The sequence below is a fragment of the Fictibacillus tiangongensis genome (genome assembly GCF_048083785.1).
Taxonomy (GTDB): domain Bacteria; phylum Bacillota; class Bacilli; order Bacillales; family Fictibacillaceae; genus Fictibacillus.
In genome coordinates this window covers 2,201,769-2,218,782 of record NZ_CP182294.1, presented here as the reverse complement: position 1 = coordinate 2,218,782, position 17,014 = coordinate 2,201,769, and the positions used below count along the sequence as shown (strand labels likewise).

17 protein-coding genes are annotated in these 17,014 nt (G+C 38.5%); 10 read left to right on the top strand and 7 right to left on the bottom strand.

Annotated elements, in window-relative coordinates; translation table 11 throughout:
* Positions 1 to 66 precede the first annotated feature (66 nt).
* Positions 67 to 930 carry a phosphotransferase family protein gene (locus tag ACNJYY_RS11820; RefSeq protein WP_416728652.1) on the top strand — a complete coding sequence of 288 codons (864 nt, stop codon included), beginning with the start codon at positions 67 to 69 and terminating at the stop codon, positions 928 to 930.
* A 275-nt stretch (positions 931 to 1,205) separates the two neighbouring features.
* Here ACNJYY_RS11820 and bla read toward each other — a convergent pair whose 3' ends face one another.
* Positions 1,206 to 2,132: a class A beta-lactamase gene (gene bla, locus ACNJYY_RS11815; protein ID WP_416728651.1), complete on the bottom strand. Its 927-nt coding sequence runs from the start codon at positions 2,130 to 2,132 to the stop codon at positions 1,206 to 1,208.
* A gap of 835 nt (positions 2,133 to 2,967) precedes the next feature.
* Positions 2,968 to 3,729, bottom strand: coding sequence for an ArsR/SmtB family transcription factor (locus ACNJYY_RS11810; protein WP_416728650.1), 762 nt, complete (start codon positions 3,727 to 3,729; stop codon positions 2,968 to 2,970).
* Positions 3,730 to 3,912: 183 nt separating this feature from the next.
* Here ACNJYY_RS11810 and ACNJYY_RS11805 point away from each other — a divergent pair, with 183 nt between their 5' ends.
* The 8 genes from ACNJYY_RS11805 to ACNJYY_RS11770 all read left to right on the top strand — a co-directional run bounded on the left by ACNJYY_RS11805 (position 3,913) and on the right by ACNJYY_RS11770 (position 9,619).
* On the top strand, positions 3,913 to 5,169 hold the full coding sequence (locus tag ACNJYY_RS11805; protein WP_416728649.1) for a phytoene desaturase family protein: 1,257 nt from the start codon (positions 3,913 to 3,915) through the stop codon (positions 5,167 to 5,169).
* A gap of 203 nt (positions 5,170 to 5,372) precedes the next feature.
* Positions 5,373 to 5,873 (top strand): Lrp/AsnC family transcriptional regulator, encoded by a 501-nt coding sequence (locus ACNJYY_RS11800; RefSeq protein WP_416731857.1) that lies wholly within the window; start codon positions 5,373 to 5,375, stop codon positions 5,871 to 5,873.
* Positions 5,870 to 7,042 carry an aminotransferase gene (locus ACNJYY_RS11795; RefSeq protein ID WP_416728648.1) on the top strand — a complete coding sequence of 391 codons (1,173 nt, stop codon included), beginning with the start codon at positions 5,870 to 5,872 and terminating at the stop codon, positions 7,040 to 7,042. Before ACNJYY_RS11800 ends, ACNJYY_RS11795 begins: the two co-directional genes overlap by 4 nt.
* A 144-nt stretch (positions 7,043 to 7,186) precedes the next feature.
* Positions 7,187 to 7,684, top strand: a complete 498-nt coding sequence (locus tag ACNJYY_RS11790) for a DinB family protein (protein WP_416728647.1) — start codon at positions 7,187 to 7,189, stop codon at positions 7,682 to 7,684.
* 13 nt (positions 7,685 to 7,697) lie between these two features.
* A complete protein-coding gene (locus ACNJYY_RS11785) occupies positions 7,698 to 8,165 on the top strand; it encodes a DinB family protein (protein ID WP_416728646.1) in 468 nt (155 codons plus the stop codon).
* Between the two features lie 176 nt (positions 8,166 to 8,341).
* Positions 8,342 to 8,614: an autorepressor SdpR family transcription factor gene (locus ACNJYY_RS11780; RefSeq protein ID WP_066394788.1), complete on the top strand. Its 273-nt coding sequence runs from the start codon at positions 8,342 to 8,344 to the stop codon at positions 8,612 to 8,614.
* On the top strand, positions 8,614 to 9,261 hold the full coding sequence (locus tag ACNJYY_RS11775; RefSeq protein WP_416728645.1) for an SdpI family protein: 648 nt from the start codon (positions 8,614 to 8,616) through the stop codon (positions 9,259 to 9,261). Before ACNJYY_RS11780 ends, ACNJYY_RS11775 begins: the two co-directional genes overlap by 1 nt.
* 199 nt (positions 9,262 to 9,460) lie before the next feature.
* Positions 9,461 to 9,619, top strand: coding sequence for an imidazoleglycerol-phosphate dehydratase (locus ACNJYY_RS11770; RefSeq protein ID WP_416728644.1), 159 nt, complete (start codon positions 9,461 to 9,463; stop codon positions 9,617 to 9,619).
* A gap of 105 nt (positions 9,620 to 9,724) precedes the next feature.
* On the opposite strand, the gene ACNJYY_RS11765 is transcribed toward ACNJYY_RS11770, so the two are convergent.
* The gene (locus ACNJYY_RS11765; RefSeq protein ID WP_416728643.1) at positions 9,725 to 10,168 is read right to left on the bottom strand and encodes a hypothetical protein; all 444 of its coding nucleotides are present in this window, start codon (positions 10,166 to 10,168) and stop codon (positions 9,725 to 9,727) included.
* 253 nt (positions 10,169 to 10,421) lie between these two features.
* Here ACNJYY_RS11765 and ACNJYY_RS11760 point away from each other — a divergent pair, with 253 nt between their 5' ends.
* Complete coding sequence (locus ACNJYY_RS11760) at positions 10,422 to 10,790, top strand: hypothetical protein (protein ID WP_191755507.1); 369 nt, start codon at positions 10,422 to 10,424, stop codon at positions 10,788 to 10,790.
* Between the two features lie 126 nt (positions 10,791 to 10,916).
* On the opposite strand, the gene ACNJYY_RS11755 is transcribed toward ACNJYY_RS11760, so the two are convergent.
* From ACNJYY_RS11755 to ACNJYY_RS11740, 4 genes are all read right to left on the bottom strand, one after another.
* Positions 10,917 to 12,470 carry a SagB family peptide dehydrogenase gene (locus ACNJYY_RS11755; protein ID WP_416728642.1) on the bottom strand — a complete coding sequence of 518 codons (1,554 nt, stop codon included), beginning with the start codon at positions 12,468 to 12,470 and terminating at the stop codon, positions 10,917 to 10,919.
* 27 nt (positions 12,471 to 12,497) lie between these two features.
* Positions 12,498 to 14,438, bottom strand: a complete 1,941-nt coding sequence (locus tag ACNJYY_RS11750; RefSeq protein WP_416728641.1) for a TOMM precursor leader peptide-binding protein — start codon at positions 14,436 to 14,438, stop codon at positions 12,498 to 12,500.
* The gene (locus tag ACNJYY_RS11745; protein WP_416728640.1) at positions 14,435 to 16,309 is read right to left on the bottom strand and encodes a bacteriocin maturation protein; all 1,875 of its coding nucleotides are present in this window, start codon (positions 16,307 to 16,309) and stop codon (positions 14,435 to 14,437) included. The genes ACNJYY_RS11750 and ACNJYY_RS11745 overlap by 4 nt, the downstream gene beginning before the upstream one ends.
* A 334-nt stretch (positions 16,310 to 16,643) precedes the next feature.
* On the bottom strand, positions 16,644 to 16,955 hold the full coding sequence (locus ACNJYY_RS11740) for a hypothetical protein (RefSeq protein ID WP_416728639.1): 312 nt from the start codon (positions 16,953 to 16,955) through the stop codon (positions 16,644 to 16,646).
* Between the last annotated feature and the right edge of the window lie 59 nt (positions 16,956 to 17,014).

Genomic DNA, 17,014 nt, shown 5'->3' with positions numbered 1-17,014 from the left:
TGAAAACACTGGCACATATATTAAGCCTTTAAGGAATTATGACTGTAGCTGAACAGGAGTATACCAATGAATGATTATATTGAACGTATAAAAGAAGTCTATCCTGAACTTATGATTGAGGATGTTTATCACAATGATGTTGGTCAAAATAACGACGTTTTAATAATAAACAACACTCTTGTATTCAGATTTCCCAAGTACACAAATGGAATTGTAAGTTTAATAGAAGAAACTAAAATCTTAGAACATATCAGGGGGACAACATCCATCCCAATTCCATGTCCAACGTATAAGTCATTTGAACGATTAGAACCTGGTAAAGTATTTGCTGGTTATAAACGAATTGAAGGTAATCCTTTTTGGATTGAAGATTTAATTAAAGTTAATAAGGCGGATTCAACAAAACTCGCAATACAACTCGTAACCTTTTTAATAGAAATTCATTCCATATCGAAAGAGAATTTCGTTAAGGATCTAAAATTAAAAGATAGTAACCCTTATGAAGAAATGAAAGAACTATTTTATAATATACAGGACAAGCTTTTTAAATTTATCGATGAGAAAGCTCAAAAGGATATAATTGATTCATTTAAGAGATTCCTTAATAATGAAGAACATTTAAAAACAACCCTCATACATGGAGATTTTGGAGCTTCGAATATCTTATGGAACTGCAAAACATGTGATATTACAGGGATTATAGACTTTGGAGGTACTCGTATTGGTGATCCTGCCTATGATTTTGCAGGAATACTGTCCAGTTACGGTGAGGATTTCTATAACAAGTGTATTGATCTTTATCCAAATAGTTCAGAAATAGCGAAGCGTGTTACATTTTATAAGAGCACATTTGCTTTACAAGAAGCGTTGCATGGTTTAATAAATAACGATACGCGTGCATTTGAAAACGGAATAAAAGAGTATCTTTAAGAAAACTGTCGCTTAATGAACAAAGTTAGTCATTTCTTATCAACCATCGGGTACATTCTAGAAGGGTAAGATGCCCCTAATAATGCTTCTGTAGTTAATAAGACTTGGAAGGCGGGAATATGATAAATAATAGTTTCTGGAAACCTGTTAAACGATTGATTGGAAATCGAGTTTATCATAAGGACCTTATTCATTCGAGACTTCTAAAAGTACAACACAGTTTAAAAGAGCAAAGAAAAATGCAAGATAAAAGTTATCCTGCATTTTTTTTAGCGCTATCTACTTCCTTTAAGAATTTTTATTACTTCTTTAGTTGCTTCAGCAATAAGCTTGTCGTTATAATCAGCATCTTTTTGATCACGACTAGAAAGTACTGCAAGAACAATAGGGTCTCTTTTTGGCGGCCAAATGATCGCAATGTCATTCCGCGTACCATATGATCCTGCCCCAGTCTTATCAGCTACTTCCCAATCTTTAGGCACCCCTGCACGAATTAAGGTATCTCCAGTAGTATTTCTCTTCATCCAATCTATTAATAGTTCGCGTTTTTCATTCGGGAGTATCTCTCCTAGTGTAAAGGCTTGAAGACTGGTAGCAAGTGCTCTTGGTGTGCTTGTATCATGAATTTCACCTGGATTTACTTCATTTAAATCTGGCTCAAAGCGTACAGGGGTGGTAACGTAATCACCAATTTCCTCCAGTGATTCTTTAAATCCATCCGGTCCTCCCAGTTGTTTAAGAATAAGGTTTCCAGCAGTATTGTCACTGTATCGAAGAGAAGCATCCGCTAGCTCACTAAGAGTCATCCCCGTATCAACATGCTTTTCTGTAATCGGACTATAAGTAACAAGATCGTCACGTGTATAGGTAATTGTTTGATTAAGGTCTTTTATTGAAATTTGTTGTAAAAGTGCTCCTACAGCCAGAGCCTTATGAGTAGAGGTATAAGCAAAACGTTCATCTGATTGATAGTTTACTGTCTGTTTTGTACCAGTATCCAAAGCATAGATTCCGAGTTTAGCATCAAATTTTTCCTCAAGTTTGGAAAAAACATGATGATTCGCAGTTCCTTGTTCATTGGGTCTTGTTACTTTAGCATCAACATGAGTAATTAAACCTACAAGAGATGCACTAGAAAGAAAAAGCACAGGCACAATTTTTCTAAAAGCAGATGAACGAAAAATGCTGATCAACCATTTCATTAAAATTCAACCTCTTTCTATTAAGTATTTTCTTTCAAATAACAAATCTATGATTCCTAATATAACAACAACGAACATTAAATGAATCAAACTTATGTAGTATATAGTTAATAAGAATTCACAGGCTTTTGTAGGAAGAGGGACTCTCAAAGTTTAATCTTGTTTGATGTATATATTTAAAGATAAATGCAATGTATAAATATATGGAGGAGAATTTTTTTGCCAGACATCATAAATGAAGGCTGTAACTACAAATAAGTTCATTTGTCATTACATTTAAAGTAGGGGATCTCCATTTTATTATTTTTTTTAACGGTAGTTTTCAACATCATTTTTGGATATTTTTTTCATTATTTGTTCGTTTTGTTTGTGTTACATTATCTGTATATTGCAGAATCGCTTGGGTGGACTTTAGATCCTACATTAGATGAAGGCTTATTAACTCCCGTGCTATTTATTACTATAGCTGCAAGTGTAGTTTACTTCTCAATAATGGTTTTAACAAACATATATATATGGAAAAAAACTCAAGTGAAAAAATTCTACTTCATATTAATAATCTTCCTTTCATTTTCATTCGGAATCATTTGCAATTAAAAACGGATTGATACCTTTTAATTAAAATAATTTTCGCCTCCTAGAATATTTTTTCGTTTTAGGAGGCTTATTTCAGCATTTTTATTAATATCCGACTTTCTATTATCTTGTTACTTATTAGATGTTTAATCAATCATTTCTAAATTAGTCATAGTTTCGTGAATGTTTACCGCAGCGTGATAATACTTTTAATTGAAAATTTCTTAATACTTCAATTATCCATTCTTGAGCAATTTATCTATTCTAAAGGCAAACCTGTTTCCAGTAATGTCTTCATCCCCGAAAGAACGATGGGTAACCCATGTTCCAGAGTTTGTGCAGTTTTCGGTGATTGGTCATATTGGTCATGGATTACGGTTACTAACGTTACGCCTTTTATATCATGATGGGAATTGATCTCCCATGTGAGGCGGGAAGGCGGTTCTTCTTTTGTTTCATTCAATGACATTAATTTCCAAGACATAACAAGTTTATGAGGAGGGTCTAAGATTAAGATCTCTCCTTTTGCTTGTACGTTTCCTTGCTGATTATAAATAGTATAAGGAGCTCCCTCTTTCCAGTCAGCTCGAATAGAGCCGTTATACCAGTATTTTGATGTCATTGAAGGTTCTGTCAATGCATGCCAAATTTCTTCTGGAGTTGATTTAATAGCTATACGATTTATTGTTCGTATTTTTGTTTGCATCTCTATACTCCTCTCCAAATCTGATTTTAGTTGAGTTAGACCGATTGTCCACGGCTCCGTATATTTGCTCACCCATCTTTCATAAACATGTCGCAGTGGAACTGCATTCAGAAAATGTAAACGTTCTCTGCCAACTTTCTGTGTTGTGATTAAGTTAGATTCTTCAAGTATCTTTAGGTGTTTCATAACACCTACCCTCGACATGTCTAAGTGAGTACATAAGTCACTCAATGTCCTTCCATCGGATTCATGTAATAAATCCAGTAACATTCTGCGGCTTGGATCAGCAAGTGACTTAAAGATGTCATTGTTCAATCAGATATCCCTCCATACTAAATTTTGAAAATTTATCCTTTAATATTAATTGACAGGTAACCATTAGGTAACGTATTTTAAATGTAACTAATAGGTTACATTTTATCATAACTCAAGCTATATGTCATCAAAGACAAATGCTAACCTCAATCTTTTAGTGTTAAAAATGTAGGAGGATATGTTGTGAAAAAATTCTACGATACTGTAGTAATTGGAGGAGGACTAACAGGATTAACTGCTGCTGTGTATTTATCAAAAGCGGGGAAGTCTGTCTTAGTCATTGAAAAAGAACGACAACTAGGTGGATTAGCTAGAACGACCAAAGTAAATGGAGCCTATTTCAACTTAGGCCCGCATGCTATGTATGAAGGTGGGGCGGCTCTTGAAATTCTTCGTGATTTGGAATGTGTGCCAAGAGGAGGGTATGCTTCCAAAAAAGAGATGAGTGGGATATATGGAAATCAAATTATCCAAATAACAAAAGATTTTTCTCTAGAGGAGAGCGAAGAATGGAGGAAAGTCATGGGAACTCTTAGTGACGTTAAAACGGATTTACTCTATTCAATAAGTATTAAAGAATGGGCGGAGAAAAACATTGGTCATGAAAGAGTTCGTGATTTGTTTTATGCGATGTGCAGGCAATGGTCTTATTGTATGGACATAGGCGAAATAAGCAGTGGTTTTGTGATCGAGCAAGGCAAACTTGCTGCAAATGGTGTTAGATATGTTGAGGGAGGGTGGCAGAAGGTTGTTGATAATTTACGGAAAAAGGCTGAACATTTTGGAGCAACCATTTCATCTGACATCAAGGCAGAACAAATTCTTTTGAAGGAAGATGCTGTAAAAGCTGTAATCCTTTCAAACGGAAGATTTATACAATCAAAATCTGTCATTACAGCGATAGGTCCTACAGAGTTATGTGAGCTTGTACAAGGATATGAGCATATGTCGATTGGTAAATGGAAAGGAATGTCCCATCCTCTCTATGGATCATGTCTGGATGTAGCTCTGAGGAAAGTACCTGATCCAACGTGTGTCTTTGCATTAAGTCTCGACGAACCATTGTACTATTCTAATCATTCCATTTCTGTGCGTCTCAGTGATGATGATTCACACGTTCTTCATGTGATGAAATACAACGGCAACAACAACCTTTCTGAAGTGGAGATGGACGAAAGACGACTACGGGAACTTTTAAATCTTTTGCAGCCAGGTTGGGAAAATGAAGTGGTAGCTGTACGATTTGTACCAAATCAACTTATTGCTTATGATTCTCGTTCCGTTATGAACCACGGAGTTGGAGTAGCTCCTGGACCAGTTGTTCCGGAAATAAGTGGCCTTTTTGTTGCTGGTGATTGGGTAGGAAGAAGAGGAAGACTTGCAGATGCAGCAATGGATAGTGCAAGGCAAGCTGCGAAAGAAGCAATAAATTTCAATTAATTTCTAGATGATTCTAGTGGTGTTTTTTAATAAAAACCAATAATTAGGTGTATTTCGTCGAGCAGCAGAACTGCACTTTGTCTTACGAAGCATTTCTAACGTAAATAAATTATCTAACATATTTCAAATTATTATGTAAGTACCGAGTGGATTAAATGATAAGGTTTGTTATAATGGTCAGCATAATCTACTAAAAGCGAGTGATTGATTTGAATTCTACAGAACGCGAATTATTGCAACTCATAGAAAAAAACGGACGTCTTGAAACAGGTACGATCGCAAAGTTAATGGGAATAACAGAGGATGAAACTAAACAAATACTAGAAAAGCTTGAAAATGAAAAAGTGATTCTTGGCTATTCAGCCATAATTGACTGGACAAAAGGAACGGAAGATGGAGCTGTAACAGCTATGATCGATGTAAAGGTCACACCAAAACGAGGTGTTGGCTTTGATAAGGTGGCAGAGCGCATCTACCGGTTCCCAGAAGTTAAAGCAGTCTATCTCATGTCTGGCGTTTACGATTTGTCAGTTTCAATCGAAGGTAAAACGATGGCAGAAGTTGGACGTTTTGTATCGGAGAAGCTCTCGACTATCGATTCAGTCATCTCAACAACAACTCATTTCATTTTAAAAAAATACAAGCATGACGGCCTTGTGTTTAGTGATAATGATGAAGATAAACGAATTGTGGTGTCGCCATGATTACTGAACCCACTTCAAAATATTTATCTAATACCGTGCAATCCATTCAGCCTTCTGGTATCCGGCGTTTCTTTGACCTCGCTTCTTCAATGGAAAACGTCATTTCTCTAGGAGTCGGGGAGCCGGATTTCGTTACACCTTGGAATGTGATCGAAGCGAGTTATCATTCATTGGAACAAGGCTATACGGCTTATACAGCCAATGCTGGATTATTTGAGCTCCGAAAAGAGATCTCTCGCTATATGAAACGACGTTTTGGTGTTACGTATAGTGCTGAAGATGAAATGGTGGTTACAGTTGGTGCTTCACAAGCGATTGATATCGCTTTGCGGGCGGTTCTTAATCCTGGGGAAGAAGTTATTGTTGTTGAGCCAAGCTTTGTTTCCTACGCACCAACTGTAACACTGGCTGGCGGAGTTCCTGTTCCGGTAAACACGTATAGCGAGGATGATTTCAAACTTCAGCCTGAACAAATAGAAGCGGCAATCACGGACAAAACGAAAGTGATTATGTTATGCAGTCCGAATAATCCAACAGGCACTGTTTTGTCAAAAGGGGATTTAGAACGTATAGCGGAGGTCGTGGAGAAGCATGACTTGCTTGTAATTTCAGATGAAATTTATGCTGAACTAACATACGATGAACCGTATACGAGTTTTCCTGCAGTGAAGAATATGCGTGACCGCACGATCTTGATTTCTGGATTTTCAAAAGCATTTGCCATGACTGGTTGGCGATTAGGTTTTGCCTGTGGACCTAAAGATATTTTGCAAGCCATGCTAAAAATACATCAGTATACGATGATGTGCGCTCCTACAATGGCTCAGCATGCTGCACTTGAAGCGCTCGTTAACGGACAAAAGGATGTAGTGAAAATGAAAGAAAGCTACAGGCAGCGCCGGAGTCTGGTCATTCATGCTTTAGAGGAGATGGGTTTATCATGCCATGTTCCTGGTGGTGCATTTTATGTATTTCCTTCAATTGAAAAGACAGGATTGTCATCTGAAGAGTTTGCAGAACAGCTTCTCATGAAAGAGCAGGTTGCGGTTGTACCGGGTAGTGTTTTTGGTGAGAGTGGAGAGGGGCATGTTCGTTGCTCGTACGCGACCTCTGTTCAGAAGCTTGAAGAGGCAATGCGCCGAATTGACCGGTTTTTACAAACGTTATAATTATTTCTTTATCGAAGATGCATTCCAAGCACAAGGGATGCATCTTTTTTGAATAGGTTCATGGTAAATATTTTTAAAGCATACAAGAAGGAAATCTACTTAAAGATGGGGAAGTATTCGTGAGTTCAAAAAGGAGATGAGAGTATGAATTTGTTCAGAACTCAGTATGATTGGGTACGTCTAACGAGAGAGACTCTTTTTCAATATTGCGAGACATTAAATCCAGCTGATTATGAAAAGAAACTTGAAGGGTATAGCGGTGAATCTATTCTGAGTCTACATGCCCATGTAGCAGGGTGTTATCAAGGATGGCTCGGTAATCGTGCTCTTGGAAAGTCACTTCCCGATATTGCGTCCGAGTCTATACATAACGTTCTAGAGATGCGTGAGATTTTCAGAAAAACAGATGAGTTGGTCTATGAATTTCTCGATACATTTGAAGACAATTGGAATCACACGGTAGAGGTGACGTTTAGAAATGGAAGTCAAGCAGACTTTACGGCACTGTGGTTATTTACTCACACGATGACTCATGAATTTCATCACAAAGGACAGATTGTGAAGATCGGCAGACAATTAGGTTACGCGCCGCCAGATACAGATCTCATAGAGCCGATGATAAAGAATCCGACAAACCATTAGGAGGGTTAGTAACATGAGCCGAGCCGAATTCTTACTAAATGTGTTAGACTCCACGTTTGATAAAGAGAGCTGGTACGCACCGCTCAAACCTGCTATAGAAGGATTAACGGCTAAGGAAGCAAGCTTTAGACCGCCGGGCGAAGCAACGAAATCCATCTGGGAGAACGTCAATCATCTCATTTATTACAAAGAACGACTTGTTGCCACGTTGGAAGGACAAGAGTGGACGCGAATTGATGGAAACGATACCTTCTTTATCATCAAACAAACAGATGACGATGATGATTGGTATCTTACCATCGATCGCGCAGAAAACGTACACAACAAACTCAAAGGATTACTAAGTGAGATGAGTTTTGAAGAAATAAAAGAGAGCGGATTAGAAAGTGATCTCATTGATATCTTTCTTCATGATGCCTATCATACTGGTCAAATCATGCTGCTAAGAAAAATGCAGGGCTCGTGGCCATCTCATCGTTAAATCAAAAGAATATTCCTTGAAGTAAGCACATTTATTTAACTAATGAATGTGCTTATTTTTATTGATTCAATTTTACTGAAATGATTGACACAAATGGAAAATAAACATATTATGTAATTAGATAGTTAGACACTTATCTAAACATCTAATATTGGAAAATATCCTGAGGTGACAAAATGTCTCTTAATGAAGCGTTTAAAGCATTATCTGATCCGACTCGAAGACAAATCTTAACGCTGTTAAAAGAAGATGAACTAACAGCAGGAGAGATCGCTTCACATTTTGACATGCAAAAACCGAGTGTGTCTCATCATCTGAAAATTTTAAAGCATGCTTCGCTAATCGATGATGAGAGAAGAGGACAGCATATCTATTATTCTTTGAACACAACGGTCTTTCATGAACTAATGAGCTGGTATTTCACATTTACAACGAAGGAGGAAAAATAATGAAAAAGTATGGATGGAGTTACCTTCTTATTGCACTTAGTGTACTGATCGGTGTATTCGCTTATCCTTACCTGCCTGATCAAATGCCGATGCATTGGAACATCAACGGTGAAGTAGATGGGTATTGGGATAAACAATATGCAGCTTTCTTTCCGCCACTGCTAATGATTGTTTTGATGGTGTTGTTTATCTTCATGCCAAGAATTGATCCGAAGAAAGAGAACTATAAGAAATTTTCTGGCAGTTATACGATTTTTATTACAATTATGAACGTGTTCTTCTTACTTCTACAATCCGTGACCATTAGCTATGGTTTAGGTGTTAATATAGACATTTCACTAGTCGTAAATTTAGGTATCGGGTTACTTTTTATCGTACTTGGAAACTACTTGCCGAGAATCAAACACAACTACTTTATCGGGGTACGCACACCGTGGACGCTTGCGAACGAAAAGACGTGGAGAAAAACGCATCAGCTTAGCGGGAAGCTCTTTGTAGTGGCAGGAATTTTGCTAGTCGCGATATCCTTTTTGCCAGGCATTTATAAATTTACGGGGATGCTAGTTGTGGTTGTCGCAACCGTATTAATTTCAACCATTGCTTCATACATTTTTTATAATCGATACAAGAATGTTAGTAATAATTGATTGAGTCATACTACTACCATGATGAAAAGATGAAATAATGGAAGCCAGGACATGGCACAGTCTTAATGTATTCAAAACTTGTCATTATGAAAATAAAATACCTTTACAATATCCGATTTGTTTAAGAGCTATGATTTGATTAAAAGTCGGCAAATTAGACATACTAAAACAGAGTTTTTTTACCTTAGGAGGAAACATAATGACAAATCGCAATGGTAGTGAAGGAAGTAAAAATCAAGGCTCCCCTAAAGCACAACATGATCAAGAATTCAGCAATGAGTTAATGAGTGGCGATAATAACAAAGGAAATGAATATCGTTCTCATATAGGTAGTAAATCGAAAAATAAATCGAAGTAAACTAAACAAAAAAAACGCGAGGTGAAGTTTAAATCTCGCGTTTTTTTGTATTCAGCTGTAATATATGTTCGATGCATTCGGATGCACTAAACGCTAATCTGCTTATTAAGTTCGAGGTCCCCATCCGCCTAAATATTGTTGAACCCACCATGGTAATCCTTGTTGTCCGCCTTGACCCATCTGACCCATTTGTCCGCCTTGACCCATCTGACCCATCTGACCCATCTGGCCCATCTGGCCCATTTGACCACCTTGACCCATCTGACCCATCTGGCCACCTTGGCCCATTTGTCCCATGCCAGATCCGAATACAGGAGGGATAGGTCCTTGATATGGAGCAATTCCGTACATATCTGTTTCGTGGACTTGCAACGCTCTTACTCCACTTGGTGTAAATACGTTAAGTGTTGCCATTTTGTTCGCTTTATCGTATTTAACAACTTGTGCCACAACCTGCCCATAGCCTGTAATAGCAGTCGTAATATATTGACCTACAAATTGTTCGATTGTTGAACCTGGTACTAAATATGCTCTTTTATTTTGAAACAAAAAAACCCATCCTTTTATAAATTTTATTCCGTATATATATATGTTCATATCAAATATAAGTATGGACGAGAACCTAAAAACGCCGATTATTTAAGAGGGAAAATGAATGAAGGAAATTAAAAAAATAACCTTTTTTCATCTTATTGATTTAATGTAGACTGCTTGTTTTGATTTCATGTACTTTAGCCTATACATTAATGAATAGATCTTCATATACTTTAACGAAAATACTTTTTTGAAAGGATTGCTTTTTTTGTTTCACAACTCAAGATTGAGTGCTCAAGAAGTAAAAGATATTTATAATACAAACAAATATGGGACGACTAATATAGCTGGTTATGGTGAAGCTATTATTAAAATAACAAGTTATTCTTTGAACTATTCACAAAACACTGGAACAATAGGTTTTATCATTTATACTCCATCAGGAGATATCACTGCAACTGTCCCGATACAGGATGTAGTTGGATGGACACCTTATACCGGTCCTATTCCTCCTCAATTCGGACACCAAGGTGGTCTGCCAGGCGGCATGGGCGGTCAGGGTTATGGTCAAGGTCAATCTTTTCCATCTGGGGGAGGTCAAGGCACTCCAGGTGGCTGGGGTACTTGGGGTTATTAATCTTTAATGAAAAGTATATAAAGATAAGATTAAAAGAAGCTGCTAAACAGCCTCTTTTTTATTTTTACTCTTAAGTATATATATTTCATGAACAAAAGCTTTTGGTTTTATATACAATTGCCCATATTACATATGCAAAGTTCCTTGTAGCCTCGGATGTGGCTTGTAGTGACCGACTGGAATCTGAAGCAGACTGGTCGTGCCTATGTGATGAAGTTGGTGAACTTCATCATACCAAGCTGCATTAAAACCAAGTACAGGGTGACCTGCGAGATGGAGTGCAGAAGCGGCCAGTATTAATTGATGTGACAGAAGACCAGCCTCCATATGTTGAATGCGATGCCCTCTATACCCAAAATTATTTTTGTAATGACCCTTGTTGCCAGCAATATTAAAAGAAAGCGGAATTTGTGCCATGTTTACAAAATCGGATAACAGTCCATCTTGCAGTGCGTTGCGAAAGTCACCGGCAGTAATTCTTTGCAGTGTTTGCTTATGTGCGTCATAAGCATACATACCGTTTGGTAAGCCGTCCACATTATACGTACTGATGTTAAGATCAACACGGTAAGGAGTCTGCTGATAACCTTGATCCAAATCATTTCGGTAAGAACTTTTCGAGACCGTTTCATGTAAAAGGGAAGATAACGTGTGAAGGTTAAGGGGCTTCAGGACAAAATCCATCCCAGGTGAATAACGGCGCAGACATGTTGAATGGAAATCATAAGACAATTGATTCACTGCAGGCAATTTAATTATAGATCCCTTAAACTCTTCTTTTGGTTGATCGACCATTTTGCGTGGTGATGTGAACGTATCCATCATACACGCTCTATTCATCTTTAGTATCAAGGGGTACTCTATAATTTTCTTGGACCGCATATAGTGTTGGTGGTGAAGCGGTTGTAGTTCATCACATAATTTTTCTGATGTCACAGATTCTTTCTCTTCAACATGGAACCAGATTGTTTTTTTATCAACAGATAGTGGAATCACGGCATATACACTTTCTTCTTTTTCATCTATTCCAATTAGATGATTGACTGCCTTATCAAGAAACTGATAATAGACTGCTGTTTCAAACCCCATTCTTCTCCCAACTTCGAGCAGTTGTCCCAGTACAAATCCAGCATCTAAGCCTTGCAGCCGATACGAAAAGTTGTTGTATTTGAAAAAGTTTTTCCAAAAAAAAGTGGAGATAAGAACAGAAGCAAAGGAAGTATGGATGTCACAGCGGTTACCAAGTGCCTGTTTTAAATAGTCATCAAAATTCCCTTTTCTTAAGCAAACCAATCGGTGATGCGCCACGTCATAATGATATATACCATGAGCAAGATCATCAATCTTTAAATAAATATAAAGTTCGCTCGGGTATAAAGCACCGCCAGAAGGAACAAATCGACGGCACGTTGTCCATGTATCTAATCGGTCAACAAATGGGAACGATTGGCTAACTTCAGTGAGTCCAAACGTATACATAAGAAAATGACTAATGTGGTTTAATGTTGGTTTTTCCGTATGTTCGAGTGAGTCGGGGAAAACTGAACTCAATTCAACAAAAGGCAATCCTTGGTATAGTTTATAGGGAAGTGGGGCATCTTCCCAGTTCACCTCCCAATCAGGCGGCGTAATCTTGGCGGTCTCGTAATGTAGTTTGTATAAATACTCATCGAGGTTCATGTACAATGCCCCTTTCTTTTTACAGTTTTACGGAAACGGGTGAGGATGTGGATTCAGTTCGTCCGGTGATAACGGTTGTTTCACATATCCGAGTTTCATTGGTACCGTGAGTACGCGGTCTAATCCTTGTAATCGAGTGAGATGATGTCCGAACGTCATTGGCAGCATGCCAGGAATGATCACTTTTACACAATGTAGACCGTTCCGTTTTAATTCTGGTCCCGTTTGATCCACAACGATTACTTCAAGATTTAGTTTCTTGAAGATTTTCAGAACACCAATTAGGTCTTCTAAAAGATCGTCAGTTTGTCGAACCGGTTTGAACTCTTCTTCAAAGTCACGCACCATCCGCTTATCTAGTAAAAAGTACAACCTTTTTTCTGCTTCTTTTAAGCCGTAAACCATCGAGTGATCTTCCATATGACGAACAAGACTAGAGTCTTTATACATCTTTTTGTACTTCTTCCGATCCTTCAAAAAGCTTTGTTCCATATTAAGAAGCATACCGGAAAGTTCTTGAATGGCACCTTTGGCTGCTCTCAGTGGATCAAGATGGGCACCTGCTGCGCAAAGCAGATTCAAGCCATCGTTCTTCGTATTCTTTGCCATCGCCCAAATGCTTGGAATCCCGTTTTCAGTAGTGGCATTAAATAGTTGAATCTCAAACCCTGTTACATGGAGGATACGCTGAACCATGAGCTGAAGCTCTGAGTCGTCAATTGACTTCATGTCAAGACGCGGAATAGGCAGTTCGCCGTACCACGTCATAAGAAATGCGTCACGCTCCACGATCTCGAAGATTCCATAAAGAATGGCCTCTTCTAAGCTACCACCAACTGCACAGCCATTTGAAGTTTCATAAACAAATCCCTCTCCGCCACCCATGCTGTAATAGGCGAACGTTTCAGGTACTAATGTAGGTCGATCATCAGATAATGAATAGCCCCATACCCAGTGGATCGAACGATCTGGATCAAACGGCTGAAAAGGAAAATGGTGCTGGCTGTATTGTTTCTGTGCATGAGTTCCGATCGATTGAGGATTCATTGCTACATTTTTCACTTTGTTGTATGGTTCATAAACGATTGTTCGTTTTCCTCGTGGTGCATAACCACAATACCGCTCAAGTCCTTCTAAAATACCCGCTTGTTCACTATGCAGATACGAATGTGTCCGTCCGGCATTCAGTTCGTTACCAGAGAGCAAAGGCAGGTTAACAACAGTGTCTGCGAAAGGTGAGATCAAGTCATATCGTTTGAAATTGAGAAGGCCAGTACGATTATCTAAATAATCTCGACTTAATACGTTTTGTAGCTCATTTATCGAACGACAACGATAGACGTCTCGTGAGATTTTAGCACTAGATTGAAGAGAAACCTTAGCATGATCATCGGTATCTAGTGGTAAGTCACCACATGTTTCACAATACGGATCTGGTAAAAAGAAATGCTTCGTAAGTTTGAACGTTTGTAGGTTCATCAAGTATACGTGTCCCTGGGTATGAGGGATTTCATCATGCATGAAACGCTTCACCTCATCACAAATGAGGGCAGCTGTCTGATTGAGTGCTAGATTAGTAGCCCAAACATCGGGTAGTAATTCTTCTTTTGAACATTGATAGTCTTTCATATGAAAATGTTCTCTGCGGTCTTGGCCGGTCATGAAAAAGCGAAGATCCGCACATTGTGAGCAGCCTGGTTGATCTGGATTTATGAAAGGTCCAAATTGAGTTTCACCGAAAAACACGAAACCACGCAGCCACGGAATGTTGCTGTTTCGAAACCGTTTTTCTGCCTTCACATGCTGAGCCGGATTCCAGCTGTCATGAAGAACAATTGCTAGCGATTCATTATTAATTTTTGCATCTTCCACCGTTTTATAACGAGAGATGTGACAGGTCTCATATAGTTGATGGTAGACTTCATTTGCTAGACTACCATTTCCGATCAAAATGATTTTTTGAGTCATGATTGAACCTCCGAAGAGAGTGTGATTCCAAACAGACCAGAAGTATTTTCGTTCAGAATGGTCTCTGCATGTAGTGTGTAAAACTTAACGTTGCAGTTATTGTTCTTTAATGTTTGTAGGGATGATTTTAAAGTTTCTGTTAGTGGTACTTCTTTTGTTTCTAAGAGGCTAATCGTTTGAAGTCGACTTGTTGGAATGGCGGTAGACGATATTATGCATTTCTTGCTGAATGCTTTTTCTTTATTTTGCCGGTACATAAGAGCTCCTTGAAGTGCGTTTTGTAATGCACGGTTCTCATCTAGACCTATGGAGCCGAAACATTTATCATCTTGCTGAACCCATACCACAGGAAAACCATAAACTTTCTTTCCTAAAAAGAGTTTGATCTCATCACCAAGAGTTGATAGTGCTTTAATTAGAAAAGTGGAGTATGAGTCTGGAATAGAACTTAGATCTATTTCTGCAGAAACTTGCAATTTGTTATGAGACTTCATGAAGATTTCTTGCAGATTGTTTTGCAATGCTCTACACATTCCTTCAGCTGCAGACCGGCCGGTACCAACACTCATCACATCCGGTGAATTTTGAAATAACTTCTTCATATAAGTTTCAATTCCAGACAACCCTGCTTCTAGTCGGGCATCTTCATGTGTTCTGCCTGATGCTGTGATAACTTCTGGCTCATACTCACCAAAAGGGTCTGCTACTATTACTTGGCATTGTGAAAGTGGAAGCTGGCTTAAATCTACTTCTTCGAACAAACGGAATAGTCCGGTTTCCCTTGAAGTAATTTGATAAAACAACGAGTGCAGATCAACTTCTCGGTTGGGTGAATCTTTTAAAAACAAGAGAGGATCATTGATCTGTTCAACCTTCATTTTATTGTTTATTAGAGGGTGGGGAGAAACCGAATGCCAGCTTCCTTCTAAAGTCTCCATCTTCAATTGATAGATGGAGTTCTCGGGATTATCCTGTACGCCTGTTATCTTTTTGAACAACATAAAAACAGCGACGTTAGCAAGCAAACTTGTAGCTGTTCGTGATGGTATGGATTTGTTTCCCTCGTTGCTTTTCTTGCCTAAACGTAAAGAAGCTGTTTTCCAGCATGCGGCGGATTCTGATAACACAAATGGACCTACAAAAGCTTGATTGTTTTGTAATGTAACAGGTAGAAATGATTTCGATTGTTCACTGCATATGTTTTGGACCATAAGGAGTTTATCTATGTTCTCATCTCCGTTTGCATAAAGAACATATTCAACGTTTTTAAGATCTTCTGTAAAGTTATTTTCATTAAATGGTAAGAGCATGATGGAAGATTCGGGCTCTTCCTTTTTTGCAGTCTTTATTTGTTCTTGCAGTTTTTTGGTTTCATTTTGGTTCAACGACTTGTGAATTATTGTGAAAGCAGGAAGTCCTGATTGTAAAAGTGAAGCTGTAAGTGAAGTGAGAAGTGGACCACAGCCTATAACAGCGACTTTCGATTCACGATAAATTTGAAATCGATGCGCGCCAGAGTGGCTAAGGTGATCAATAAATTCAATCTGAGATGCATATTTTTCTAAAAGAGCAGGGGACAGCTGATGTGAAAGGTCCTGACTTGTATCGCGTACAAAACCATTTTTGTATAACACTTCAGCGATCTTAAAGACTTGCTCTTTATATGGATCAGGCAGCCCGTCCGTAATTTGCTCCATGGACCGGTTACCATCTAACATAGGAATTAATTTTTGCAGCCATTGCTCAATCGTATTTCCGTCCATTTGTATAGAAGTCACGTTATTACGGAGATAAACACCGCCATTATTTTGTGGATAGACGAACGTGTCTCTGTTGATCTTCAAACACATTGAGAGAGTAACGCCTGACATAATACCCCTCCTAACCTAATGCTCATCATCTATACCTATGGATTATGCTTGTCCGTTATGTCACATTATTATTACGTAACTGAGTATTGTGAATATAAAACAAATTACCGTGAATAAATAACTAATTACCGTGAATATATTGCAGTTTACCGTGAAATTATTTTAGATTACCGTGAATATATTTTTGTGTGTCATTTTTAAAAAAACATTTGTAGGAATTATATACTTGAGGGAGACGAAATCATACTTGTAGTGGCGTTAGAAATTAAAATAGAGGACTGATGCTCAAAACATGAGCAAAGCCCCCTGAATTTCTTCTTCGGTATATATCTGATTATCTGCCTCCGCAACGTCCGCCGCATCCACCGCAGCGTCCAGCGCAACCGCCGCAACCGCCACAACGTCCAGCGCAGCCGCCACAACCGCCACAGCCTCCACAACGACCAGCACAACCGCCGCATCCACCGCAGCCGCCACAACCTGCGCAACCACCACAAAAGTTAAAACAGATTCCGATTACACAGCCTGGAATGATAAGGCGAGGGTCTTGTGCTTGCTGTTCTTGGGGATGATGTGGCTGACCGCCACTAACTTGAAAGTCTCCAGTACTTAATCCATCCAAATTCCATTGGTGTTTATTGTCCAATACAAACACCTCCTTGTTTTTTGTCAGATCTAGAACGAGTAGAGAGTCTCTGCTCAAAT

Coding starts and splice junctions, on each gene's coding strand:
- ACNJYY_RS11820 (WP_416728652.1), top strand. CDS start 67: ATGAATGATTATATTGAACGTATAAAAGAAGTCTATCCTGAACTTATG.
- bla (WP_416728651.1), bottom strand. CDS start 2,132: ATGAAATGGTTGATCAGCATTTTTCGTTCATCTGCTTTTAGAAAAATT.
- ACNJYY_RS11795 (WP_416728648.1), top strand. CDS start 5,870: ATGATTACTGAACCCACTTCAAAATATTTATCTAATACCGTGCAATCC.
- ACNJYY_RS11790 (WP_416728647.1), top strand. CDS start 7,187: ATGAATTTGTTCAGAACTCAGTATGATTGGGTACGTCTAACGAGAGAG.
- ACNJYY_RS11785 (WP_416728646.1), top strand. CDS start 7,698: ATGAGCCGAGCCGAATTCTTACTAAATGTGTTAGACTCCACGTTTGAT.
- ACNJYY_RS11780 (WP_066394788.1), top strand. CDS start 8,342: ATGTCTCTTAATGAAGCGTTTAAAGCATTATCTGATCCGACTCGAAGA.
- ACNJYY_RS11775 (WP_416728645.1), top strand. CDS start 8,614: ATGAAAAAGTATGGATGGAGTTACCTTCTTATTGCACTTAGTGTACTG.
- ACNJYY_RS11770 (WP_416728644.1), top strand. CDS start 9,461: ATGACAAATCGCAATGGTAGTGAAGGAAGTAAAAATCAAGGCTCCCCT.
- ACNJYY_RS11755 (WP_416728642.1), bottom strand. CDS start 12,470: ATGAACCTCGATGAGTATTTATACAAACTACATTACGAGACCGCCAAG.
- ACNJYY_RS11750 (WP_416728641.1), bottom strand. CDS start 14,438: ATGACTCAAAAAATCATTTTGATCGGAAATGGTAGTCTAGCAAATGAA.
- ACNJYY_RS11745 (WP_416728640.1), bottom strand. CDS start 16,309: ATGTCAGGCGTTACTCTCTCAATGTGTTTGAAGATCAACAGAGACACG.